The organism is Methylobacterium sp. CCH7-A2, assembly GCF_001557075.1.
In the GTDB taxonomy this organism is placed as follows: Bacteria; Pseudomonadota; Alphaproteobacteria; order Rhizobiales; family Beijerinckiaceae; genus Allobosea; species Allobosea massiliensis.
This window is the reverse complement of record NZ_LSKN01000289.1, coordinates 120,761-145,182: the sequence shown is the minus strand read 5'-3', so window position 1 is coordinate 145,182 and position 24,422 is coordinate 120,761. Positions and strand designations below refer to the sequence as shown.

20 protein-coding genes are annotated in these 24,422 nt (G+C 68.2%); 1 reads left to right on the top strand and 19 read right to left on the bottom strand.

From position 1 onward, the window contains the following. Position 1: 1 nt before the first annotated feature. From lpxB to AX750_RS21850, 14 genes are all read right to left on the bottom strand, one after another. The gene (gene lpxB, locus AX750_RS21915; RefSeq protein ID WP_066724952.1) at positions 2–1,192 is read right to left on the bottom strand and encodes a lipid-A-disaccharide synthase; all 1,191 of its coding nucleotides are present in this window, start codon (positions 1,190–1,192) and stop codon (positions 2–4) included. Next, on the bottom strand, positions 1,189–2,052 hold the full coding sequence (lpxI, locus tag AX750_RS21910; protein ID WP_066724949.1) for a UDP-2,3-diacylglucosamine diphosphatase LpxI: 864 nt from the start codon (positions 2,050–2,052) through the stop codon (positions 1,189–1,191). The genes lpxB and lpxI overlap by 4 nt, the downstream gene beginning before the upstream one ends. After that, on the bottom strand, positions 2,049–2,858 hold the full coding sequence (gene lpxA, locus AX750_RS21905) for an acyl-ACP--UDP-N-acetylglucosamine O-acyltransferase (RefSeq protein WP_066724942.1): 810 nt from the start codon (positions 2,856–2,858) through the stop codon (positions 2,049–2,051). Before lpxA ends, lpxI begins: the two co-directional genes overlap by 4 nt. A 46-nt stretch (positions 2,859–2,904) precedes the next feature. Beyond that, positions 2,905–3,363 (bottom strand): 3-hydroxyacyl-ACP dehydratase FabZ, encoded by a 459-nt coding sequence (fabZ, locus tag AX750_RS21900; protein WP_066724939.1) that lies wholly within the window; start codon positions 3,361–3,363, stop codon positions 2,905–2,907. Between the two features lie 99 nt (positions 3,364–3,462). Next, a complete protein-coding gene (gene lpxD / locus AX750_RS21895; protein ID WP_066724936.1) occupies positions 3,463–4,518 on the bottom strand; it encodes a UDP-3-O-(3-hydroxymyristoyl)glucosamine N-acyltransferase in 1,056 nt (351 codons plus the stop codon). Positions 4,519–4,557: 39 nt separating this feature from the next. Continuing rightward, positions 4,558–7,017, bottom strand: coding sequence for an outer membrane protein assembly factor BamA (bamA, locus tag AX750_RS21890; RefSeq protein WP_245282486.1), 2,460 nt, complete (start codon positions 7,015–7,017; stop codon positions 4,558–4,560). 445 nt (positions 7,018–7,462) lie between these two features. Then, positions 7,463–8,614: an RIP metalloprotease RseP gene (gene rseP, locus AX750_RS21885; RefSeq protein ID WP_066724931.1), complete on the bottom strand. Its 1,152-nt coding sequence runs from the start codon at positions 8,612–8,614 to the stop codon at positions 7,463–7,465. A 22-nt stretch (positions 8,615–8,636) separates the two neighbouring features. Continuing rightward, entirely contained in the window at positions 8,637–9,815 is a 1,179-nt protein-coding gene (dxr, locus tag AX750_RS21880) for a 1-deoxy-D-xylulose-5-phosphate reductoisomerase (protein WP_066724928.1), read from the bottom strand. Between the two features lie 13 nt (positions 9,816–9,828). Then, positions 9,829–10,656, bottom strand: a complete 828-nt coding sequence (locus AX750_RS21875; protein WP_066724925.1) for a phosphatidate cytidylyltransferase — start codon at positions 10,654–10,656, stop codon at positions 9,829–9,831. Beyond that, the gene (locus AX750_RS21870) at positions 10,653–11,411 is read right to left on the bottom strand and encodes an isoprenyl transferase (protein ID WP_066724923.1); all 759 of its coding nucleotides are present in this window, start codon (positions 11,409–11,411) and stop codon (positions 10,653–10,655) included. Before AX750_RS21870 ends, AX750_RS21875 begins: the two co-directional genes overlap by 4 nt. A 59-nt stretch (positions 11,412–11,470) precedes the next feature. After that, positions 11,471–12,034 carry a ribosome recycling factor gene (gene frr / locus AX750_RS21865; protein ID WP_066725021.1) on the bottom strand — a complete coding sequence of 188 codons (564 nt, stop codon included), beginning with the start codon at positions 12,032–12,034 and terminating at the stop codon, positions 11,471–11,473. A gap of 157 nt (positions 12,035–12,191) precedes the next feature. Continuing rightward, entirely contained in the window at positions 12,192–12,899 is a 708-nt protein-coding gene (gene pyrH / locus AX750_RS21860; protein ID WP_066725018.1) for a UMP kinase, read from the bottom strand. 155 nt (positions 12,900–13,054) lie between these two features. Further along, complete coding sequence (gene tsf, locus AX750_RS21855) at positions 13,055–13,978, bottom strand: translation elongation factor Ts (protein ID WP_066724921.1); 924 nt, start codon at positions 13,976–13,978, stop codon at positions 13,055–13,057. A 185-nt stretch (positions 13,979–14,163) separates the two neighbouring features. Then, the gene (locus tag AX750_RS21850; RefSeq protein WP_066724919.1) at positions 14,164–15,174 is read right to left on the bottom strand and encodes a 30S ribosomal protein S2; all 1,011 of its coding nucleotides are present in this window, start codon (positions 15,172–15,174) and stop codon (positions 14,164–14,166) included. A 260-nt stretch (positions 15,175–15,434) separates the two neighbouring features. Between AX750_RS21850 and AX750_RS21845 the strand changes: the two genes are divergently transcribed. Continuing rightward, entirely contained in the window at positions 15,435–16,601 is a 1,167-nt protein-coding gene (locus AX750_RS21845; RefSeq protein ID WP_066724916.1) for a GGDEF domain-containing protein, read from the top strand. A 21-nt stretch (positions 16,602–16,622) separates the two neighbouring features. Here the strand turns inward: AX750_RS21845 and dnaE are convergent, their stop codons facing one another. The 5 genes from dnaE to coaD form a co-directional block, all read right to left on the bottom strand. After that, on the bottom strand, positions 16,623–20,099 hold the full coding sequence (dnaE, locus tag AX750_RS21840; protein ID WP_066725015.1) for a DNA polymerase III subunit alpha: 3,477 nt from the start codon (positions 20,097–20,099) through the stop codon (positions 16,623–16,625). A gap of 355 nt (positions 20,100–20,454) precedes the next feature. Then, complete coding sequence (locus AX750_RS21835; protein WP_066724914.1) at positions 20,455–21,153, bottom strand: ABC transporter ATP-binding protein; 699 nt, start codon at positions 21,151–21,153, stop codon at positions 20,455–20,457. 6 nt (positions 21,154–21,159) lie between these two features. Next, a complete protein-coding gene (locus AX750_RS21830; protein WP_066724911.1) occupies positions 21,160–22,458 on the bottom strand; it encodes a lipoprotein-releasing ABC transporter permease subunit in 1,299 nt (432 codons plus the stop codon). Continuing rightward, positions 22,455–23,786 (bottom strand): proline--tRNA ligase, encoded by a 1,332-nt coding sequence (gene proS / locus AX750_RS21825; RefSeq protein WP_066724908.1) that lies wholly within the window; start codon positions 23,784–23,786, stop codon positions 22,455–22,457. Before proS ends, AX750_RS21830 begins: the two co-directional genes overlap by 4 nt. Positions 23,787–23,908: 122 nt before the next feature. Further along, positions 23,909–24,421, bottom strand: coding sequence for a pantetheine-phosphate adenylyltransferase (gene coaD, locus AX750_RS21820; RefSeq protein WP_066725012.1), 513 nt, complete (start codon positions 24,419–24,421; stop codon positions 23,909–23,911). Position 24,422 lies beyond the last annotated feature (1 nt).

Below are 24,422 nucleotides of genomic sequence, written 5' to 3'. Positions count from 1 at the left end.
CTCAACCGCCGCGCGGGCCGCCCGGCCCGCGGCTTGCCACCAGCGCCAGCGCGGCCTCGACCGCGTTGGCAGCCGGACTTTCCCCGGCCGAGCGCATGATCGCCTCGACCTCGGCGAAGCCGGCGAGTTGCCGGTGCCGGTCTTCACCCTCCGCCAGGGCGGCTTCGAGCCGGTCCGCCAGCGTCTGCGCCGTCGCATCCTCCTGGATGAACTCGGGCACGACGCTGCGCCCGAGGATCAGATTGGGCAGGATCACGCTGGGCAATTTGATCAGACGCCGCGCGATCGCGGCCTCCCAACCTGCGCCGCGATAGGCGGCCACGGTCGGTACCTGCGCCAGTGCCAGTTCCAGGGTCACGGTGCCGGAAGCCGCCAGCGCCGCGCGCGCGCTGCGGAACGCCGTGAGCTTTGCCGCCTCGCCGGTGACGATCTCGGGCCGATGGGCCCAGCCCGACGCCGCCTGTGCGATCTCGTCATGCAGATGCGAGACAGCCGGCAGGACGAAGCGCGCCCCCGGCCGCATGGCGGCGACTCTGGCGACCGCCTCGCCGAAGACCGGCATCAGATGCCGGACCTCGGAGCGGCGGCTGCCGGGCAAAACCAGCACGACCGGCGATGCGGCGTCAGCCCGCCTCGCGCTCTCTGCCGCATCAGGCCGCAGCTCGTCCAGCCGCTCGATCAGCGGGTGGCCGACATAGATTGTCGGCGGGCCCTGCAGCCGCTCCAGCGCCGCCGGCTCGAAGGGCAGCAGGGCCAGGATGCGGTCGACATGCGGCTTCATGCGCCGCGCCCGGCCGGAGCGCCAGGCCCAGACGCTGGGGCAGACCCAATGGGCGATGGCGATGTCCGGCGCGCGGGCGCGCACCTTCTTGGCCACGCGCAGGCCGAAATCGGGGGCGTCAATCGTCAGCAGGAGATCCGGTGCGAAGCGGGTGATGCCGCGAGCGGCATCCTCCATGCGGCGCAGCAGCAGGGGCAGGCGCGCAACGACCGGTCCGAAGCCCATCACGGCGATGTCGGCCTGCGGGAAGAGCGGCGTCAGCCCGGCCGCGATGAGGGCTTCGCCGCCGACGCCGGTCACGATCACCTCCCGCGGCGCCAGACGGCGACGCAGGGTCTCGAGGAACCGCAGAGCCAGCGCATCGCCCGAAGCCTCGCCCGCCACGATGGCGAGGCGGAAGGGGGTCGTCATGGCACGCCCTCGACGAAAAGCCCCGCCTGGTCGGCCAGCTTGCCCAGAGCCGCACCATCGCCGATCAGAACACGCCCGGCGCGCAGGCCGATGCCCGAGAGCCCGGCTTCCGAGACGAGGCGCAGCGTCTGCGGGCCGATCGCCGGCATATCGACGCGCAGATCCTGCCCGTCCTTGGGCGCCTTCACCAGCACGCCGTCGCCCTTGGCGATGCGCAGCCGGCCCGAGGCGACCATCTCCGCGACGCGGCGGATCATGGCATCCGTGCCCTCGGCCGCTTCGATGGCAATGACGCGGTGGTCGGCGAGGATCGCCGCCTGGCCGACATCGAAGGGTGAAAGCGCGGCCAAAAGCTCGAAGCCGCGCGCGATCAGCGCCTTCTGGTCCGGCGACGCCGCTCGGCGGCCAAGCGCGCCGGCCGGCGCGGTCATGGCCGGGGCGATGTCGGCCGGGCCTTGGACGGTAAAGCCCTGTCCTTCGAAGAAGCTCACGACGCCGCGCAACAGATGATCGTCGCCGCCCCGAAACGCCTTCGCGAAATGCGGCAGGTATTTCAGCGTGGAGGCTTCGGGACGCAGCGCGGCGAAACTTGGCCGCGGCAGGCTCCCGATCAGGACGAGCTCGGCCACTTCGCGGCGCCGGAGCTCATCGAGAAGGCGACCGAGCTGCCCGAGCCGATAGATGTTGAGTTCGGCCGCTCCGAAGGCCGTCGGATCGGCCGCGCCGTCGAGAGCGGCCACATAGACCGGCCGCCCCTGCCCGGCCGCGATCGAGGCCAGACGCGGCGGAAAATCGCCCGCCCCGGCGATGATGGCGAGCGGGCCGCGCGTCGACGGCGTGACGGCCTGAGTCTCGCTCACCGATCGGGCGCGTTGACGTCGTGCGGCACGCAGATGGCGCGCTCGCCGCCGCTGCGGATGAAGTCGAGGATCTCGTGGATCAGCGGGTGGGCCGCAAATTCATTGGCAACGTCCTCGACCCGCTCCGACAGCGTGCCCTCGTCCGCGAAGAGCAGACGGTAGGCCCGGCGCAACTCGTGGATCTGCTCGCGGGTGAAGCCGCGGCGGCGCAAGCCGACCAAATTGAGCCCGGCGAGATGAGCCGGGTTATCGCGCACAAGCCCGAAGGGAATGACGTCGTGCATCACGCCCGCGCCGCCGCCGATGAAGGCATGGTCGCCGACCCGGATGAACTGGTGCAGGCCGGTGCCGCCGCCGACGATGACGAAGTTACCGACCTTCACATGGCCGGCGCACATGACGTTGTTCGAGAAGATGACGTTGTCGCCGATCGATGTGTCGTGCGCGACATGCGAATTCGCCAGGAAGAAGCAGCGGTCACCGACCGTCGTCTTCATGCCGCCGCCCTCGGTCCCGGGATTCATCGTCACGCCTTCGCGGATCAGGCAGTCGACGCCGATCGTCAGCGTCGATGGCTCGCCTTTGTACTTCACATCCTGCGGCGGGTGGCCGATCGAGGCGAAGGGATAGATCTTGGTGCGCGCACCGACCGTGGTGCGGCCGGCCACGGCGACATGACTGATCAGCTCGACGCCCTCTTCGAGGACGACATCGGGACCGACGGAGCAGAACGGGCCGATGGTAACGCCGGCCGCGATCTTCGCGGCCGGGTCGACCACCGACATGGGATGGATCGTTGCACTCATGACCTGACACTCACGGCCGCGGCCGTCCTGCTCTCGCGGACCTTCATCAGACGACCATCGCCGAGAGATCGGCCTCGGCCACGAGCGCACCATCGACGCGCGCCTCGCCGCGGTAGAAATAGATGTTGCGCTTGCGGGCGACCTTGGTGAGGTGGAAGCGCAGCGTGTCGCCAGGCCCGACCGGCTTGCGGAACTTGGCCTTGTCGATGGTGGTGAAAAGCACGCTGCGGACGGCGGTGTCCTCGCTGCCGCGGGCGTTGACGACGAGGACGCCCGCCGTCTGGGCCATGGCCTCGATCATCAGCACACCGGGAAATACCGGCCGCTCCGGGAAATGCCCGGTGAACTGCGGCTCGTTGATCGTCACGTTCTTGATGCCGACGCCCGATTCGTCGCCGTTGATCTCCACGACGCGGTCGACCAGCAGGAAGGGGTAGCGATGCGGAATGCAGGCCATGATCCTCTGGATGTCGGCCACACCCAGCGTCGTCGTCGCCTCGGTCATCGTTTCGTCTCTCCCGCGCGGAGCCTGCTCCGCATCACCGGTTGCTTCTAGCCGCCAGAGACGGCGAGGCCAACTGCCGGGCCATGCCGTCTCGCCGGCTCAGCCCTGGGACTTGCCCTTGCCGCGGTTGGCCAGCAGGGATTTCAGCATCGCGCTCTCGCGAGCCCAGTTCAGCGCCGGCTGAGCCGGGTAGCCGCCATATTTCGCGCCCCGCGGCACGTCGCCGGCGACGCCACTCTGGGCTGCGACCTGGGCGCCCATGCCGATCGTCAGGTGCCCTGCGAGGCCGACCTGGCCGCCGAGCACGACGAAATCCTCAAGCGTCGACGAGCCGGCGATGCCGACCTGGGAGACGATGACGCAGTGGCGCCCGACGACGACGTTGTGGCCGATCTGGACGAGGTTATCGATCTTGGTGCCCTCGCCGATGACCGTGTCACGGCTGGCGCCGCGGTCGATGCAGCTGTTGGCGCCGATCTCGACATCGTCCTGAATGATGACGCGACCGATCTGCGGCACCTTCATGTGGCCCCTCGGGCTCATGGCGAAGCCGAACCCATCCTGCCCGATGCGCACGCCCGGGTGGATGATGACGCGGTTTCCGATCAGCGCCGCCTGAAGGGTGCAGCCCGCCCCGATCGAGCAGTTGCGGCCGATGCGGACCTGCGGCCCGACCACCGCATGCGAGGACACGACCGTGCCGGCGCCGATCTCCGCGCCGGGCCCGATGACCGCGCCGGGATCGACCGTGACGCCGGCCTCAAGGACCGCCGTGGCGTGAACGAAGGCGCCGGGCGCGACGCCCTGCGAACCGAACACCGAGCCGGGCTTGAGCGCGGCCGGAAAGAAGCGCGCCAGGACCTTCGCAAAGGCATGGTAGGGCGCCGGCGAAATCAGCGCCGTGGTGCCGGCCGGAACCCGCTCCGCGAAGCGCGGCGACACCAGGCAGAGCCCGGCGGCGGTGGACGCCAGCGCCTCGGTGTATTTGGGATTGTCCATATAGGCGATGTCGGACGGGCCGGCATGTTCGAGCGCGGCGGCACCGGTCACGCGACGCGAAGCGTCGACGCCTTCGGGAAGGGTGAGCCCTGAAATGGAAGCGACCTCGCCGAAGTCGAGCGAGGTCGCGGCCGGAAAGAATTGGGGTTCTGACATCGTTGGGTCCGGAGCGGGGTGCGGTGGCACCCCGCCTCGTCAGAAGCGGGTGCCGCCCGAGAAGCGGAAGGCCTGGGTGCGGTCGCCGCCGTATTTCGCGGTGACAGCCTGGCCGTTGATGATCGCCGTGCCGAACTGGCCGTCATCCTTCGACAGCGCATAGGCATAGTCGAAGCGGATCGGGCCGAGCGGCGACTGCCAGAGGAGGCTGACGCCGACCGAGGAGCGGATGACGTTCTTGTCGCGCACGCAGGCCACGTTGTTCTGGTAGGCCGAGGTGGTCGCCACGTTGAACTGACGGGCCACGGAGCCCGCCGGACAGCCGGTGAAGGCCCCGTTGGTGATCACGCTCGAACCGCCGTCGTAGTTGAACAGCGTACCCGCATCCGCGAAGACCGCGCCGCGCAGGCCAAGATCGCGCGGCAGACCCCAGATCGGGAACTGCACTTCCAGCGTGCCACCGAAATAGGTGGTGCCGCCGAGCGCGTTGGCCGTCGGATCGTTCAGCACGTCGCGCGGGCCGATGCCGGAGGCGGCGAAGCCGCGCACCAGGGTCGGTCCGAGGAAGTAGTGATCGATCATGCGGAGATTGCCGCTGGTCGCCTGGACATGGCCGCCCTGGACGCGGACGAAGCCGACCACGTCATCGAAGATCTCGCGATAGTAACGCGCATCAGCGGAGATGCGCAGGAACTTCGAGTCGCCGCCAAGGCCGGCGATCTCGGGCTTGATCTCGGCGACGAAGCCGTTGCGCGGGTTCTGGATGCTGTCGAGCGAGTTGTAGTTGAAGCCGAGGCCGACGAGCGAGGTCAGCGTCGTGCCCTGCGCTTCCTTCACCGCGATCGTCGCCTCGCCATTGGTGAGGCAGTTGATCGTGCTGCTGGCGCCGATCGCACCCGCCGTACCGGGCGTGATGCCCGCGATCGGGAAGGTACAATCGTTATAGGGCCGCGTGTTGGTGTTCGGGATCTCGATCTCGGTCGAGTAGATCGAGTAGCGCGGCGTGATCGAGAACTCTTCCGTGATCGGGAAGGTCAGGCGGACGGTGCCGCCGGTGACGCGGCTCTCGAAGCGGCCGGTGTTGTAGTTGTCGCTGAACTTCGAGAACAGATCGAAGCCGGCTGCGATGCGGCGACCGAGGAAATAGGGCTCGGTGAAGGAGAAATCGACGCCCTGGGTGCGCTGGCCGAGCGTGCCCGCGATGCGGACGAACTGGCCGCGGCCGAGGAAGTTCGACTCTGACAGCGCGACTTCGCCGATAATGCCGTCCGACGTCGAGTAGCCGCCCGAGATCGAGAACGAGCCGGTGGCCTTGTCCTCGACATCGATGTTCACGACCACACGATCGGGCGCGGAGCCGGGCTCGTTGGTGATGCGCACCTTGTTGAAGAAGCCGAGATTGTTCAGGCGACGCTCGGCGCGGTCGACCATGACCTTGTTGTAGGCATCGCCCTCGCCGAGATCGAGTTCGCGGCGCACGACGTAATCGCGCGTGCGAGTGTTTCCGCGCACATTGATGCGCTCGACATAGACCCGCGGGCCCTCGTCGACGACATAGGTGATGCCGATGAGCCGGCCGTTCGCATCGCGGTCGCCACGCGGGCGGACCTGGGCGAAGGGATGGCCGCGACGGGACACCTCGGTGGTGAGGTTGACCAGCGACTTCTCGACCGCCTCGGCATTGTAGGTGTCGCCGACCGAGGTGACGACATAGCCCTGCAGCGCGCCGGGATCGATATCACGCAGGCTCGAATCGACCGCGACGTTACCGACCTTGTACTGGGCGCCCTCGGAAACGGTGACGTCGATCACCCAGCCGCCGGCCGTCTCGTCGAAGCGGGCGGTGTTGCTCAGGATCTGGAAGTCGGCATAGCCGTTCTTCAGATAGAAGCGGCGCACGAGTTCGAGGTCCGAGGCGATGCGCTCGGGATCGTAGACGTCCGAGGTCTTGATCCAGCTCAGGAAGTTCGACTCGGTCGTCGTCATCAGACCGCGCAGGCGGCCATCCGAATAGACCTGGTTGCCTTCGAAATTGATCGACTTGACGCCGGTCTTGCCGCTCTCGTTGATCGTGAAGACCACGTCCGACCGGCCGTTCGGCAGCGGCGCGATGCGCCCGCTGACCGAGGACAGGCCGTAGCCGGCGCGACGATAGACTTCGCGCAGACGGGCGACGTCGGCATCGATGAGCTGCTGGCTCATCGGACCGCCAGCCTTCGACTGCACCTGCTGGAGCAGCACTTCGCTCTTCAGGCGACGGTTGCCTTCGAAGGCGACGCGGTTGATCGAATCGCCCTCGCGAACCGAGATCACGGTCTGCGAGCCACGACGGCTCACCTGGACGCTGGTGAAGAGGCCGGTGGCCAGCAGGCTCTCCCGGATCGATTCCGGCGCGGTCTGACCGGCGGCATAGGAGCGGATGGTCTCCGCATCCACGCGCCGGTTGCCCTGGACAATCACGGCCTGCGCGAACACCACGCCACCGCTCACGGCCACCATGAAGGCCGAAAGTCCGACTGATCGAGAGAGCCGCGTTCTGATGGACCGGCTCTTTTGGGTCGACGTCATCGGGTCGCCTATTCCATTTCTCAGGTCACCACCCCGCTCGCGGGGGCACCCACCCGACAGGGAGGCGCATGGCGACATTGCAGTCCATTCGCTTCTACAAAGTTTCCTGCAGGGTGCAAACGGGCATTGTCGTTAACAAAATATTTTCGAAGCGCTCGTTGCTCGGAGGTCACGCGCTTTGCCGTGATTCTGCCGCAAAGCGAACGGGAAAACCACGCGCGAGCGGACCGGCAATCCCTTGGGGACGAACGCCCTCGCCCCGGATCGGCCGTGGCGACGGCTCGAGAACTCCGCAATTCGTTAAGGCCCGAGCAAGACTCCGCCCCTGCCCAACAGCCCTCGCCCGATGGCTGGGAACGACCCGGGACGCCTGCCTTCAGAGCAACGAGCGGACATGCAGCAGATCGTTCCAGGTGACGAATAGCATGAGCATCAGCACGAGGCCGAGACCCAGCCTGAACCCGATCTCCTGGGCACGGTCGCTGAGCGGCCGGCCGCGGACCGCCTCGATCGCGTAGAAGACGAGATGGCCGCCGTCGAGCATGGGGATCGGGAACAGGTTCATCAGCCCGATCGAGACCGACAGGATGGCGGCGAGGTTGATCAGCCCCATCAGGCCGGAGTTATGGGCGACGACACCCGAGACCTGCGCGATCCGAATCGGGCCGGAGAGCTGGTCGACCGATTCCCGTCCGCTCACCAGCTTGGAAAGATAATCGTAGGTTCGCTCGACCACATACCAGGTCTCGCTGATGCCGACCTGCGCCGATTCGAGCAGACCGTAGTGCTGCGTGGTCCAGTCACTCGGCTGGCGCGAGGCCTGGATGCCGACCACACCCAGGCGCTGCTTGCCGAGCGGCGTGTTCTGTTCGACGAGCGCCGGCGTGACCGGCACGGTCAGCAGGCTGCCGGCGCGGTCGACGACGATCGAGAGGGTCTCGTCGGGCCGGGCCGAGATGACGCGCTGCATCTCGGCGAAGCTCTTGACCGGACGCCCTTCGATCGAGATGACGAGGTCTCCCGATTGCAGCCCGGCGCGCTCGGCCGCGCTGCCGGCGACGACGCGGTCGACGCGCGGGGCCAGGACGGGCTTGCCGAAGGCGTAGACGGTGGCGCCGAAGATCAGGATCGCGAGCAGGAAATTGGCGATCGGCCCGGCGGCGACGATCGCGGCCCGTTCGCCGATCGATTGGGCGGGGAAGGAGCGCGCGCGCTCCTCCGGCGTCATCGCGCGCAATTCGGCGGAATCGGTCCCGGCGGAGGCCGCGTCGGCGTCGCCGGAAAACTTCACATAGCCGCCGAGCGGGATCAGCGCGAAACGCCACCGCGTGCCGCGCCGGTCGTTGAAGCCGAAGAGCTCGCGCCCGAAGCCGATGGAGAACACCTTGACGTCGACGCCGCACCAGCGCGCGACGAGGAAATGGCCGAGCTCATGGACGAAGACGACAATGGTGAGCACGAACAGGAACGGCACGACATAGCTCAGCAGCGAGCCGCCGCCGTTCCAGAGGGTCGTCACGAAGTCCATCTCAAGCTCCTGCTGCTCGCCCCTAGGTGACAGCGAAGGGCGGCCGCGACAAGAGCGCCCGCGCGCGGTTTCTCGCCTCATGGTCAATGGCGAGAGCCTCCGCCACATCGGCCGGCGCCGCGCGTGCTGCTTCGGATTCGGCGCAGACCGCCTCGACCAGCGCGGCGATGCCGGGAAACCCGATGCGCCGCTCCAGATAGGCGGCGACGGCGATCTCATTGGCGGCGTTCAGCACGGCCGGCATCGCCCCGCCCGCGGCCAGTGCGGCGATGGCGTGGCCCAGCGCCGGAAAGCGCGCGAGATCTGGCCGCTCGAAGGTCAGCGGCGCCGAGAGCGCGAGGTCGAGGAAGCGGGCGGGCGGAGCGTCGAGCCGGCCGTCGATGCCCAGGCAGTGGGCGGCGGCGACGCGCATGTCCGGCAGCGCCATGCCGGCGCTGACCGAGCCGTCGCGGAAGGTGACGAGGCCGTGGACGAGCTGCTGCGGGTGGACCAGCACCTCGAGCTGGTCCGGCCTCAGGCCGAAGAGGAAGCAGGCCTCGATCAGTTCCAGCCCCTTGTTCATCATGCTGGCGGAGTCGATCGTGATCTTCGCGCCCATGGCGTAGTTGGGATGGGCCAGCGCCTCTTCCGGTCGGGCGGCGGCGATCCGCTCGGCGCTCCAGGTCCGGAACGGGCCGCCGGAGGCGGTCAGCGTCATGCTGCGGATCGCCGAGATCGGCTCGGCCCCCAGCACCTGGTGCAGGGCGTTGTGTTCCGAATCGAGCGGGAGGATGCGCGCACCGACAGCGGCAGCCCGCGCCATCACGGCGGCCCCGGCACAGACGAGGCTCTCCTTGTTGGCCAGCGCGACGACGCGGCCTGGCGTCAGCGCCGCGAAGGTCGCCTGCAGCCCCGCCGCCCCCGAGATCGCGCTGACGACGATGTCGGCGTCGCGCGCGACGGCGTCCAGCACGGCCGGAAGGCCAGCACCCGAAGCAATGCCGGTTCCGGCCAGCGCTTCGGCGAGCGCCGGCCCGGCGGCTGCATCGGCGAGAGCCGCGAAAGAGGCGCCGGTCTCGATCGCGACCCGCGCCAGCGCCTCGACATCGCGGCCGGCCACCACGGCCCCGATCCGCAGCCGCTCCGGATTCTCCGCCACGACGGCGCGCGTCGACTTGCCGATGGATCCGGTCGCTCCGAGAAGCGTAACGGTGCGAAGCATGCGCGGTTCCGCGTCAGAGATGAGCGAGGAAGAGGACGAAGCCGGCGAAGACCAATACCGCCCAGTACCCGTCGAGACGGTCGAGGAAACCGCCATGGCCGGGAATGAGCCGGCTCGAATCCTTGGCGCCGAAGCGGCGCTTGAGCGCGGATTCGAAGAGATCGCCCATCTGGCTGAAGACGGAGGCCGCGAGCGAACCGGCGATGACCGGCCAAAGCCCGACGAGCTGCTGGGCTGCGGGCGTCAGCGCCCAGACGACATAGCCACAGAGCGTCCCGGCGACGGCCCCGCCGATCGCGCCCGACCAGGTCTTGCCGGGGCTGACGCTGGGCATCAGCTTGGGACCGCCGAGGCGCCGACCGGTGAAATAGGCTGCGATGTCCGTGAACCAGACGACGGCGAAGCTCCAGATGACGAGAGACAGGCCGATGCCGGGCTGAGCCCGTAGCGCCGGGGCAATCAGGGAAAAGGCCAGCGCATAGGCGACGCCGCAAAGCTCCAGCGGCAGCCGCCCACGCATCCGCGGCGTGAGTACCGCGCCGGCCAGAGCGGCGAGTGCCGCGACGCCGGCCAGTGCCGGCTGACTGACCGGCGCGAAGCCGAGCAGCAGACCGGCGATCACGACCCCGACCGCGGCTGCGATCGCATGGTCGCGGGTGGCGGCGATCGAGAGCCATTCGAAGGCGACGAGGCCGGCAACCAGCGTCCAGACCACCCGGAAGGGCCAGCCGCCCCAGGCTGTGACGAGCAGCACCACCGCCGCCAGCACCAGCGCGGAGATGACCCTGAGCCGCAGCTCGCCCTGGCCGGTTCGAGGCTGCCCGGCGGCAGGCCCTGTCATGCCGCGCCCACCGAGCGATCGACCGGCTCGGCCAGACCGCCGAAGCGGCGCTCGCGGCGGCCATACTCCGCCAGCGCTTCCTCAAAGGCGGCGCGGTCGAAATCGGGCCAGAGGACCGGCGTGAAGACGAATTCGGCATAGGCCGCCTGCCAGAGCAGGAAGTTAGAGATCCGCGTCTCGCCGGAGGTGCGGATGACGAGTTCGGGATCGGGGAGATCGGCGGTATCCAGCCGCGCCGCGAGCGCCGTCTCGTCGATGGCGGCGGGATCGAGGCGCCCCGCGGCCACCTCTGTCGCCAGGCTACGGGCGGCGCGGACCAGTTCGTCGCGGGAGCCGTAATTAAAGGCGACGACCAGCGTCATGCGGTCGTTGTCACGGGTCAGGGTTTCGGCATGCTCGACGAGCCGGCGCAGATCCGGCGCGAGGTCGTCGCGGCCGCCGATGATGCGGACCCGCACGCCCGCCGCATGGAGTTCGCCGAGATCCTTCTCGACGAAGCGCCGCAGCAGGCCGAGGAGAAAGGAGACCTCCGTCGCGGGGCGGCGCCAGTTCTCGGTGGAGAAGCTGTAGAGCGTCAGGATCCGGACGCCGAGATCGCCGGCATTGCGCACGGCGGCGCGCAGTGCCTCGAGCCCACGCCGGTGGCCTTCCTGACGGGGCAAGCCGCGCATCTGCGCCCAGCGGCCATTGCCGTCCATGATGATGGCGACATGGGCTGGAGGGGTGGAGCGACCCGGGCGCTGGCCTGCTGACATTCTGGATATGCCTCGTTCGGCCTCGCGCCGGGTGAGATGGCGCCGCGGCGCCGGCAGCGTCAGACGCTGAGGATTTCCTTCTCCTTGGCCGCCAGGGCCTGATCGATCTCGGCGATGTGCTGGTCGGTCGCCTTCTGCACCAGGTCGGACTGGCGGGTCACGTCGTCCTTGGTGAAGGCGCCTTCCTTCTCGACCTTCTTGATGGTGTCGATGGCGTCGCGGCGGACATGGCGGACCGCGATCTTCGATTCCTCGGCGTATTTATGCGCGACCTTGACCATTTCCTTGCGGCGCTGCTCGTTCAGCTCCGGGATGCGGATGCGCAGGACCTGGCCTTCGGTCTGCGGGTTGAGGCCGAGATCGGATTCGCGGATCGCCTTCTCGACGGGGCCGACCATGCTGCGATCCCAGACCTGCACGCTGAGCAGCCGGGCCTCGGGAACGCTGACGGTGGCGAGCTGGGACAGCGGCTGGCGCGCGCCATAGGCCTCGACCTGGATCGGGTCGAGCATGTTGGCCGAGGCGCGGCCCGAGCGCAGCGAGGCGAGGTCGCCCTTGAAGGACTGCAGAGCGCCCTGCATGCGGCGCTTCACGTCGGCGAGATCGAACGTCGTCTGGGGCATCGTCTTCTGGACCTTGAACTGGTGCATCGCCGGGCAAGGGGCGGGCCGGCCGCCGGCGGCGATGCGGGATCGATTATGCGTGCCGGGCATTTCTGAAACCCGGCGCGACCATGGCGGCGAGGCCGTTCAGGGTCAAGAACATCGTGACGCGAAGCGGTTACGGCGTGACATAGGTCGCGCGGCCCTCGCCGCGCAGCACCGCGGCCAGCATGCCGGACTCCGCGATCGAGAACACGACGATGGTGAGGCCGGCATCCCGCGCCAAAGCGAAGGCGGCCGTATCCATCACCTTGAGGTCGCGGGCGATGGCATCGGCATGGGTCAGCGTGTCATAGCGGGTCGCGGCCGGGTCCTTCTTCGGATCGGCCGAATAGACGCCATCGACCTGCGTCGCCTTGAGCAGGTGGCTGCAACCGAGCTCTGCCGCGCGCAGGGCAGCCCCGGTGTCGGTGGTGAAGTAGGGGTTGCCCGTGCCGCCACCGAGCACCACGACCTTGCCGTTGGTGAGGTGGTCCAGCGCGCGCTTGCGGGCATAGCTCTCGCAGAGCGAGGGCATCGGCACCGCGGACATGGCACGGGCCGGCGCGCCGGCGCTCTCAATCGCATGTTCGAGCGCGAGCGCGTTCATCACCGTCCCCAGCATGCCGATTGAGTCGGCGCTGGTGCGGTCGAGGCCCTTGGTCAGGCCCTGGACGCCGCGGAAAAAGTTGCCGCCGCCGACGACGATGGCGATCTCCACGCCCTCACGTGACGCATGGGCGATGTCGGCGGCGAGCGCCGTGAGGGTCGCCCCGTCGAGGCCGGACCCGGCCTGCCCGGCCAGGGCTTCTCCGGAGAGCTTTACGAGAACGCGCTGGGGCCTCATCGGATCGTCTCCGTTCTTGTCGTTGCCGGCGGTGTCGTCGCGCCGGACGCGAGGTGCCGCTGCGCGGGAGGGCCCGCGATTCGCGGGCCGCACACCTTCCTACAGAAAAGGCCGCGCGATGCGCGGCCTTTTCATCATTCTTCGGAGCGGAGCGCTCAGCCCGTGGTGCCGCCGGCGGCAGCGACCTCGGCCGCGAAGTCCTGCTCTTCCTTCTCGATGCCCTCACCCAAAGCATAGCGGGCGAAGCCCGTCAGCTTCACCGGCGCGCCGACCTTGCCCTCGATCTCCTTGAGCACCTGAGCGACCGACTTGGAGCCGTCGTGGATATAGGTCTGCTCGAGCAGGCAGTATTCCTTGGCGTAGCTCTTCAGGCCGCTCTCGGTGATCTTCTCGAGCACATGGGCCGGCTTGCCGGCGTTCTTCTCGGCCAGGATCGCCTTCTCGCGCGCCAGCACCTCGGGGTCGACCGAGGCGAGGTCGAGCGCGACCGGGTTGGTCGCCGCGACATGCATGGCGAGCTGGCGCCCGAGGGCCGCGAGTTCCTCGGCCTTGCCGGTCGATTCCAGCGCGACGATGACGCCGATCTTGCCGAGACCGTCGGCGATCGCGCCATGGACATAGGAGCCGATCACGCCGGCCGAGACCTGGAGCGGCGCGGCACGGCGCAGCGTCATGTTCTCGCCGATCGTGGCGATGGCGTTGGCGATCGCCTCCTCAACGGTGCCGCCGGTCGGATAGGCCGCAGCCTTCAGCGTCTCGACATCGCCGCCCTTCTCGAGCGCGACCTTGGCGATGGTGCTGGCGAGCGCCTGGAAGTCGGTGTTGCGCGCGACGAAGTCGGTCTCGGAGTTGACCTCGACGACCACGCCCTTGGTGCCCTGCACCGCAACGGCGACCAGACCTTCGGCCGCGACGCGACCGGCCTTCTTCGCGGCCTTGGACAGGCCCTTGGCACGCAGCCAGTCGATGGCGGCTTCGAGGTTGCCGTCATTGGCCGAGAGCGCGGCCTTGCAGTCCATCATGCCCGCGCCGGTCTTGTCGCGGAGTTCCTTCACCAGAGCGGCGGTGATCGCGGCCATTGTCGTTTTCCTTGTCTGTCGTGCGGCACCGGAGGGCGGCGGCCGCGGTGTCTGCCCGGCCGGCCCCCTCATGGGGCAACGCCGACGCCCCGTTTCCGGTCGTCGGCGCTGGCCGGCATTCGTCTCGTCTCATCAGCAGCCGGTTTGCGACGCGCCGATGACGCGCCGCATCCGGATGGTTGGTCTCAGGCGTCGGCGAGTTCGCGCGCCTGGGCGACCCAGCCCTCGCGCTCGATCTTGCCACCGAGCTTCAGGTCGTGGTCGAGCTTGGTCACCTCGGCCGGCGAGGCGGCGGCGAGCTGCCAGAAGTGGAAAATGCCACCGTCGTTGAGCTTCTGCACGGCGTCCGGACCGGCGCCCGAGAGCTTGGTCAGGTCGTCCGGCGCGCCGCGCGGCGCGGTCAGCAGCTCGAAGGCGACGCCTGCATCGGCGGCGGCCGGCTCGGCCAGCGCCTCTTCGACGAGGACCGGAGCCTCGGCGGCGCCGAGATCCACACCCTGGTCGCCCGAAGCGCGGGAGATGCCGTCGATCGCCGAGCGCGCGACGAGGTCGCAATAGAGCTGGATGGCGCGGCCGGCGTCGTCATTGGCCGGGACCGGGAAGGTGATGCCGTCCGGATCCGAGTTCGAGTCGATGATCGCGGCGACCGGGATGCCGAGGCGCTGGGCCTCCTTGATCGCGAGCGCTTCCTTGTTGGTGTCGATGACGAAGATCATGTCGGGCGTGCCGCCCATGTCCTTGATGCCGCCGAGCGCCTTCTCGAGCTTGTCGCGCTCGCGGGCGAGCATCAGGCGCTCCTTCTTGGTCAGGCCGCTGCCGCCGCCGGCGAGCAGCTCGTCGACCTTGCGCAGGCGCTGGATCGAGGCCGAGATCGTCTTCCAGTTGGTCAGCATGCCGCCGAGCCAGCGGGAATTGACATAGTACTGGGCCGAGCGCTTCGCCGCATCGGCGATGGCATCCTGCGCCTGGCGCTTCGTGCCGACGAAGAGCACGCGGCCGCCGCGGGCGACGGTGTCAGAGACCGCCTGCAGCGCGCGGGCCAGCATCGGCACCGACTGCGACAGGTCGAGAATGTGGATGTTGTTGCGCGTGCCGAAGATGTAGGGCGACATCTTCGGGTTCCAGCGATGAGCCTGGTGGCCGAAATGGGCACCGGCCTCGAGGAGCTGGCGCATGGAAAAATCAGGCAGAGCCATGGTGTCGATCGTCCTTCCGGTTGAGCCTCTGGGGTGCGAATGAACAGGGCATGAGCTGCCGCGTCACCGGAACGCCTCGAGAACGAGGCGATGCTCCCCATGTGGGATGGGCTGCGCCATACAGGGGAAGCGCCGCGAATGCAAGGCGCCCGCGCCGGCAAATGCGGTCGCCTTCTGCGAGAGGTCGGCAGCGACGAAAGACGCAAGACCATTCGCAAGCCTTCCGCTAGAGAAGGCGAAGCCCGACCGGACAGCCGCCTGTGCCTCTCGACCTGCGAACGATCTATGCGGTGGCCGCCGCCACCTCGATCATCCTCGGCCTGCTCCAGCTCGGTGCCTTCGCGACCGGGCGTTTCGGCCGCTGGCCGCTCTGGTGGGGGCTCAGCAGCCTTCTGATCGGCACGGGCGTCGTGCTCGTCGTTCTACGCGGGACGCTGCCGGACGAGGTCACGATGGCGCTGGCGAACACGCTGGCCTGGGCGGGCTATCTGCTCGTCCTCGTCAGCGTGCGCAGCTTCGCAGGCCTGCATACCAGGCTTTCGCATTATCTCATCGGCGTGATCGCGCCGATGATCCTGCTGGTGGCGTGGATGGAGCCGGGCGGCTTCCCCAAGCGTGCGGCGCTGGTGGCTCTGCTCTGGGCCTGTTGCGATGGTGCCGTCGCCCGCGAGGGCTACCGCCTCGCGACCCGTAGTGGGCTGCGCTCGGCCTGGATCCTGGTCGCGCTCTACCTGCCGACGAGCCTGCTCTTCCTTACCCGCGCCGTGCTGGCCTGGCACGGCCATTTCGGCGAGGAACTCTTCCCGCCCGATCCGGTGCCGCTGCACTGGACGGCCGTGGCCGGATCCGCGATCGTCCTGGCCCGCGGCAACGCATTGTTGCTGCTCGCGACCGAACGCAGCGAGAGACAGCTTGCGGCGCTCGCCCAGCACGACCCGCTGACGGGAGCCAAGAACCGCAGCGGGCTCGAACAGGCCGTCACCGCCCTCGCCCGCGATGGCGACCACCCGCGGCGTGCAGCACTGCTGCTGGTCGATATCGATCACTTCAAGACGCTGAACGACACTCATGGCCACGCGGCCGGCGATGAGATCCTGAGACTGTTCGCCGATGTCGCCCGGAGCCAGCTGCGCGAGGGCGACGTGGTGGCGCGCCATGGCGGCGATGAGTTCGTGGTGATGCTGCCGGGGCTGGGACTGGATGAGGGCATGCGCGTCGCAGAAAGACTGCGGCTGGCCTTTGCCACCGCTCTCACCGCGCGTCCCGGCCTGCCAGGCACATCGACACTCAGCATCGGCGTCACGGAAGGTGACACAGCCTCGCTGCCATTCGACCGGATGCTCGCAGACGCCGACAGCGCGCTCTATCGCTCCAAGCGCCTCGGCCGAGACCGCGTGCAGGCGCGGCAGGAGGAGCGCGCGAGATGAGCCGGCGCCGCCCTCGCCCTTTCACCGCAGTTCGACGCTGACCACGCCCGGCGCCGCCCTCACCGCGTTGGCGATCTGCTGGTTGACCGGGTAGCGGCCGGGCAGCTCGATCTCGACCTCCTGGGCGCCGTCGTTGAGGATCATCACCAGGGCGATCTTGCCGTCGGCCTTGATGCCGTCGCTGCGCGGGCGGACGCGTTCGGCGATCGAGGCGAGCGCCTTGTCGTCGCGCAGATAGACCAGCAGGTCCTGCTTCTGCCGGGCGGCGAGTTCGTCGAGCACCTCGACATCCTCGATGCGCGGGCGGACATCCTCGCCGTCCAGCACGGCCGAGAGGCGCAGGACCAGCGCCCGGCCCGGCTCCAGCAGGTCGCGGTAGCGCTGCAACGCTTCCGAGAACAGGATCGCCTCGAACTGGCCGCTCGGATCAGACAGGTTGACGATGCCCATCTTGGAGCCGGACTTCGTGCGCCGCTCTGAGCGGTCGATCACGGAGACCGCAACCTTGGCGACGCCCGTGCCGTTGGCGCGCACGGTCTGGGCGAAATCCGCGAAACGCTGGACGCGCAGCCGCTTCAAGACATGCTCATAGTCGTCCAGCGGGTGGCCGGAGAGGAAGAAGCCGACCGCATCATGCTCGCGCTTCAGCCGCTCGGCCGGCGCCCAGGGCTCGACCGGCGGAATCCGGAAGGCCTCCTGGACCGTGCCCCCGCCGAAGAGCTCTGACTGGCCGCCGAGCGCGGCCTCGCGGGTGCGGTTGGAAAGCGCCAGCATGCCGTCGATCGCCGCCATGGCACGGGCTCGCTCGGGCTCGAGCGCGTCGAGCGCGCCGGCCGCGATCAGGGCCTCGATGGTGCGGCGGTTGACGAGCTTGGTGTCGATGCGGCGGGCGAAATCGGCAAGGTCGCGGAAGGGACCGCCTTCGGCGCGCGCGGCGACGACCGATTCCACCGCGGCCCGGCCGACGCCCTTGATGGCGCCCAGTGCGTAGTGGATCGCGCCCTCATGCACGTCGAACTCGACGCCGGAGCGGTTGATCGCCGGCGGCAGCACCTTGATGCCCAGCCGCTCGGCATCGCGGCGGAACTCCGAGAGCTTGTCGGTGTTGCCCATGTCGAGCGTCATGGACGCGGCGAGGAACTCGACCGGGTAGTTGGCCTTGAGATAGGCGGTCTGGAAGGCGACGACCGCATAGGCCGCCGCATGGCTCTTGTTGAAGCCGTAGTCGGCGAATTTCGCCAGCAGATCGAAGATTTCGGATGCCGTATCCTTGCTGATCCCGTTGGCGATCGCGCCCTTCACGAAGCGGTCGCGCTGGGCGTCCATCTCCGCCTTGATCTTCTTGCCCATGGCGCGGCGCAGCAGGTCGGCTTCGCCGAGCGAATACCCCGAGAGCGCCTGAGCCACCTGCATCACCTGCTCCTGATAGACGATGATGCCATGCGTCTCGGAGAGATAGGGCGCCATGCCGGGATGGAGATAGGTCGGCTCCTCCAGACCGAGCTTGCGGCGGCAATAGGTCGGGATGTTGTCCATCGGGCCCGGCCGGTAGAGCGCGACCAGCGCGATCAGGTCCTCGATGCGGTCCGCCTTCATCTCGACGAGGGCCTTGCGCATGCCCGCCGATTCCACCTGGAACACGCCGACCGTCTCGCCGCGCGCCAGCATGGCGTAGGTCGGCGGATCGTTAAAGGGCAGGCTCGCGAGGTCGATCTCGATACCTCGCTGGGCAATGAGCTTCACGGCGGTCGTCAGGGTCGTCAGCGTCTTGAGGCCGAGGAAGTCGAACTTCACCAGCCCAGCCTGCTCGACCCATTTCATGTTGAACTGGGTGACGCGCATGCCCGTGCGCGGATCGACCGAGAGCGCGACGAGCTGTTCGAGCGGGCGGTCGCCGATGACGACGCCGGCGGCGTGGGTCGAGGCGTGGCGGTGCAGCCCCTCGAGCTTCTGGCCGATCTCGAGCAGGCGGGCGACGATCGGCTCCTCCTGCGCGGCCTGCTGCAGCTTGGGCTCGCCCTCGATGGCGTCCTTCAGCGAGATCGGCTTGGCCGGGTTCTGCGGGACGAGCTTGGTCAGCCGATCGACCTGGCCATAGGGCATTTCCAGCACGCGGCCGACATCGCGCAGCACACCGCGGGCGAGCAGCGTGCCGAAGGTGATGATCTGGGCGACGCGCTCTTCGCCATAGCGATGCTTGACGTAGTCGATGACCTCTTCGCGCCGGTTCTGGCAGAAGTCGATGTCGAAATCCGGCATCGAGACGCGGTCGGGGTTGAGGAAGCGCTCGAACAGCAGGCCGAAGCGCAGCGGATCGACGTCGGTGATCGTCAGCGCATAGGCGACGAGCGAACCCGCGCCGGAGCCGCGGCCGGGTCCGACGGGAATGTCGTGATCCTTGGCCCATTTGATGAAGTCCGAGACGATCAGGAAGTAGCCCGGGAACTTCATCCGGGTGATGATCGACAGCTCGAAATCGAGCCGCTTCTCGTAATCCTCGACGCTGTAGCCCTCGGCCGGACCGTGCTTGGCGAGCCGGGCGGCCAGACCCGCCTTGGCCTGGAGTTCCAGCTCCTCCGCTTCGTCGCGCCCCTCCTCGCCAAAGCGCGGCAGGATCGGCTTGCGCAGGCCGACGCGCCAGGTGCAGCGCATCGCGATCTCGACGGTGGCGGCGAGCGCCTCCGGCAGATCGGCGAAACGGCGCTTCATCTCGGCACGGCTGGTGAAATAGTGCTCCGGCGTGACGCGGCGGCGTTCGCCATCGGAGACCAGCCGGCCCGCGGCCACCGCCAGCAGCGCGTCATGGGCGTCATAATCGGCGGGCTTGGCGAAGAAGGGTTCGTTGGTGGCGACGATCGGCAGATCCGCCTCATAGGCGAGGTTCAGCAGATGCGCCTCGACCGCCGCATCGCCGTCGCCGCCATGGCGCTGGATTTCGACATAGAGCCGGTCGCCGAAGATCCGCGCCAGCGTCGCGAGCCGGGTCCGGGCCTGCGGCAGCTGGTTGTTGCGCAGCGCGAGGTCGATCGGTCCGCCGCGTCCGCCGGTCAGGGCGATCAGCCCCTCGTGATGGGCGGCGAGCGCGTCGACATTGGAGACCGGCTGGCCGCTGCCGCCGCTGGCGAGCGCGGCCTGGGTCACCAGCTTCATCAGATTGCCGTAGCCGGCCTCATTCATCGCCAGCAGGACGATGTGGGGCGGGACCTGTGGCAGCGCCCTGCCCCGGCCGGCTTCGGTCTCGTCGCCGCAATCAAGCGAGAGCTGGACGCCGGCGATCGGCTGGACGCCAACGCCGGTCATCTTCTCGGCGAATTCGAGCGCGCCGAACAGGTTGTTGGTGTCGGTCAGCGCCAGGGCCGGCTGGCCGTCCGCCGCCGCCATCTTGGCCAGCGTCCCGACCATCAGGGCGCCTTCGAGCAGCGAATAGCTCGAATGGACATGGAGATGGACGAAGCCGACCTCGGAGAGAACGCGGCTGTCGTCGGGTTCGCGTGCCATCATCCGCCTGCAGGGTTGCCGCGGGCGACTCGCGGGCCGCCCTCTGCGCCTTTATGCGGCCCCGTCCGGAGCGGCGCCATGGCGCCGATGGTCGCCGCTGTGGATCGTCAGATGCCGGGGGCGCAGAACAGCGCCGCCCAGACCCAGACCATGCCGAGGAACAGCCCGAGCGAGGCGATCTCGGCGATACCGGCTACGACTTTCCGCGCGACGATCATGGTCCAGCCCTCATGTTTACGATATGTCCGTTTTAGTTCCTTATTTGTTCTCGTCAATATCCATGCGTCATCAGCAGAACTGACATGCCTCAAACGGTTAACGGAAGATGAATTGAGCCGACAGAGGAGCCGTGCCGTCAGAGCGGCACAACATGCCCGTCGCGGATCGTGACCTGCCGGTCCATGCGATGGGCGAGCTCGAGATTGTGGGTCGCGATCAGCGCCGCCAGTCCCGAGGCGCGGGCCAGCGCGACCAGCGTCTGGAAGACATGGAGCGAGGTGTGCGGATCGAGATTGCCGGTCGGCTCGTCAGCCAGCAGCAGGCGCGGCGTGTTGGCGACGGCGCGGCCGATCGCGACCCGCTGCTGCTCGCCGCCGGAAAGCTCGCCCGGCAGATGGTCGAGCCGTTCGCCGAGACCCATGAAGGTCAGCAGTTCGGCCGCCCTCTCCTCGGCCAGCGCCTTGTCGAGACCGCGGATGCGCTGCGGCAGCACGACGTTCTCCAGTGCCGTGAATTCCGGCAGCAGATGATGAGCCTGATAGACGAAGCCGATCTCGGTGCGGCGCAACCTCGTGCGGCCCTTGTCGTCGAGCTTCGTGGTCGGCAGGCCGCCGATGAAGACCTCGCCGCCATCGGGCCGTTCGAGCAGCCCGGCGACGTGCAGCAGGGTGGACTTGCCGGTGCCGCTGGGTGCGACCAGCGCGACCAGTTCGCCCGGCCAGAGCGCGAAATCCGCCTTGCGGAGGATTTCGAGCGGGGCATCGGCCTGAGGGTAGTAGCGCTCGACCTGGGAGAGGAAGAGCGCCGGCGTTTCAAGGAGCGGGGTGTCGGACATGCGCCTTCAGCCCATCCTGAGCGCCTGGACAGGGTCGAGCCGCGCCGCCTTCCAGGCCGGATAGAGGGTCGCCAGCAGCGACAGCACGAGCGCCATCACGACGACGCTGGTGACCTCGCCCCAGTCGATGACGGAGGGAATGTCGCTCAGGAAGCGCACCGTCGGGTCCCAGAGATTGGCGCCGGTGACCCAGTTCAGCGCGGCCATGATCGACTTGATGTTCTTGGCAAAGACGATCCCGAGGGCGAGGCCCGCTATCGTACCGATGACGCCGATCGCCGCCCCCGTGATCAGGAAGACGCGCATCACCGTGCCGCTCGTGGCGCCCATGGTGCGCATGATGGCGATGTCGGCGGTCTTGTCCTTCACCAGCATGATCAGGCCGGAAACGATGTTCAGCGCCGCGACCAGCACGATCAGCGTGAGGATGATGAACATCACGTTCCGCTCGACCTCGAGCGCGTTGAAGAAGCTGCGGTTGCGCTGGCGCCAGTCGGAGAGGACGAGCGGGCGCGGCGCATCCGCCTCGATGGCGTCGCGCACCACCTGGGTGCGGTCGGGATTGTCGACGAAGATCTCTATGACGTTCACATCGCCGTCGCGGTTGAAATAGGCCTGCGCCTCGCCGAGCGGCATGAAAACGAAGGAGGCGTCGAACTCGGTCATGCCGATCTCGAAGACCGCCTGGATCGGATAGGCCTTGATGCGCGGCGCGGTGCCGAAGGGCGTCGAAGCCCCCTTCGGGGAGATGATGTTTATGGAATCGCCGACCTGCAGCCCGAGCGAATCCGCCAGCCGCTTGCCGACGGCAACGCCGCCGGCGGTGTCGAAGCCGTCGAGCGTACCGCGTCGGACATTGCCCCCGATGAAGGGAATGGCCTTGATGTCGGCCTCGCGGATGCCGCGAACGAGCACGCCGCCATTGCCCGTCTGTGACGAGGCGAGCGCCTGCCCCTCCACCAGCGGGATCGCCATCTTGATGCCGGGAATCGAGCGCAGCCGCTGCGACACGACGTCGTAATCGTCGAGCGGGCGGTCGATCGGGGTCGCGAAGATGTGGCCGTTCACGCCGACGATCTTCTCGAGCAGTTCTTTCCGGAAGCCGTTCATCACCGACATCACGATGATCAGCGTCGCGACGCCGAGCAGGATCCCAAGGAAGGAAAAACCGGCGATGACGGAGACGAAGCCCTCACGCCGCCGCGTGCGCAGATAGCGCCCGGCGAGGAGCCATTCGAAGCCGGCGAAGGGTCGTGTGCCGCTCGGTGCCTCGCCCTGACGGTCGGTTTCTGTGGCGACGCTCACGCCGCCTTGCCCTTGAACCGGTCGAGCGCAGCCTCCAGCGAGACCATCTCGCGCTCGCCCCCGGCGCGGCGCTTGATCTCGACCTTGCCCTCGGCCAGCCCCTTGGGGCCGACGATGATCTGCCAGGGCACGCCGATCAGATCGGCCGTCGCGAACTTGCCGCCCGGCCGCTCCTGCGTGTCGTCGTAGAGTGCGTCATAGCCCTTCGCCAACAGGTGCTTGTAAAGCTGCTCGCTGGCGGCGTCCGTGGCGGCGTCCCCGACCTTCAGATTGATCACCTCGACGTCGAAGGGGGCGATCTCCTCGGGCCAGACAATGCCGGCCTCGTCATGGCCGGCCTCGATCAGCGCGGCGACGAGACGGCTCGGGCCGATGCCGTAGGAGCCGCCATGCAGCAGCACCTGCTGGCCGTCCGGCCCGGTGACGCTCGCGCCCATCGGCTCGGAGTACTTCGTGCCGAAATAGAAGATGTGGCCGACCTCGATGCCGCGGGCCGAGACCTGCTTCTCCGCCGGAAGCGCGTCGAAGGCCGCCTTGTCGTGCATCTCCTCGGTCGCGGCGTAAAGGCTCGTCCACTTGTCGACGATGCCCTTCAGCCCCTCGACGCTGTCGAAATCGGTGTCGGCGGGCGGCGTCTCGAAGTCGAGATAGTCCTTGTGGCAGAAAACCTCGCTCTCGCCGGTGGAGGCGAGCACGATGAATTCGTGGCTGAGATCGCCGCCGATCGGCCCGGTGTCGGCGCGCATCGGGATCGCCTTCAGGCCCAGCCGCGCGAAGGTGCGCAGATAGGCCGTGAACATGCGGTTATAGGCGTGGCGCGCCGAATCCTTGTCGAGATCGAAGGAATAGGCGTCCTTCATCAGGAACTCGCGGCCGCGCATCACGCCGAAGCGGGGGCGGACCTCGTCGCGGAACTTCCACTGGATGTGGTAGAGATTGAGCGGCAAGTCCTTGTAGGACTTGACGTAAGCGCGCACGATCTCGGTGACCATCTCCTCATTGGTCGGGCCGTAGAGCATGTCCCGCTCATGGCGGTCCTTGATGCGCAGCATCTCCTTGCCATAGGCGTCGTAGCGGCCGCTTTCGCGCCAGAGATCGGCCGACTGGATCGTCGGCATCAGGACCTCGACGGCGCCGGAGCGGTTCTGCTCCTCGCGCACCACGGCGCTGATCTTGTTCAGGACGCGCAGGCCCAGCGGCAGCCAGGAGTAGATACCGGCCGATTGCTGGCGGATCATGCCGGCGCGCAGCATCAGCCGGTGCGAGACGATCTCGGCCTCCTTGGGCGTGTCGCGCAGGATCGGCAGGAAGTAGCGGGAGAGACGCATCGGGGGCACTCGATCGGGGGGATGGCGGGCGCGCGGGCCCGCCGAGTCACTTCGCCCAGACACCATCGCTTTGCACAAAATGCAAACCAAATTCGCCCGGCCGGAGCGGCCCGCTTCGAGGCTCAGCGCCGCGCGAAGCGTTCCGCCAGCACCGGCAGCACCGCCGCCGGGACAAAGGGCGAAACATCGCCGCCCATCGCAGCGATCTGCCGCACCAGCGTGGCCGTGATATGGCGCACCGCTCCCGAGGCAGGCAGGAACACCGTCTGGATCTCGGGCGCCATGACAGCATTCATCCCCGCCATCTGCATCTCGTAGTCGAGATCGGTGCCGTCGCGCAGACCGCGAACGACGATCGTAGCGCCCGCCCGCCGCGCCGCATCGACCGCCAGATCGTCGAAGGTGACCACGTCGAGGGTCGCGCCGGAGGCCGCCAGCAGCGGTGTCGCGATCTCGCGCAGCAGCGCGGCCCGCTGTTCGGCCGGAAGCAGCGGCGTCTTGCCGGGATGCACGCCGATGGCGAGGACGAGCCGGTCGCAGAGCCGGGCGGCCCCGGCGATGACATCGGCATGGCCATTGGTCACGGGGTCGAAGGAGCCGGTGTAGAAGGCGGTGCGAGGCGCGGAGCTGGTCATG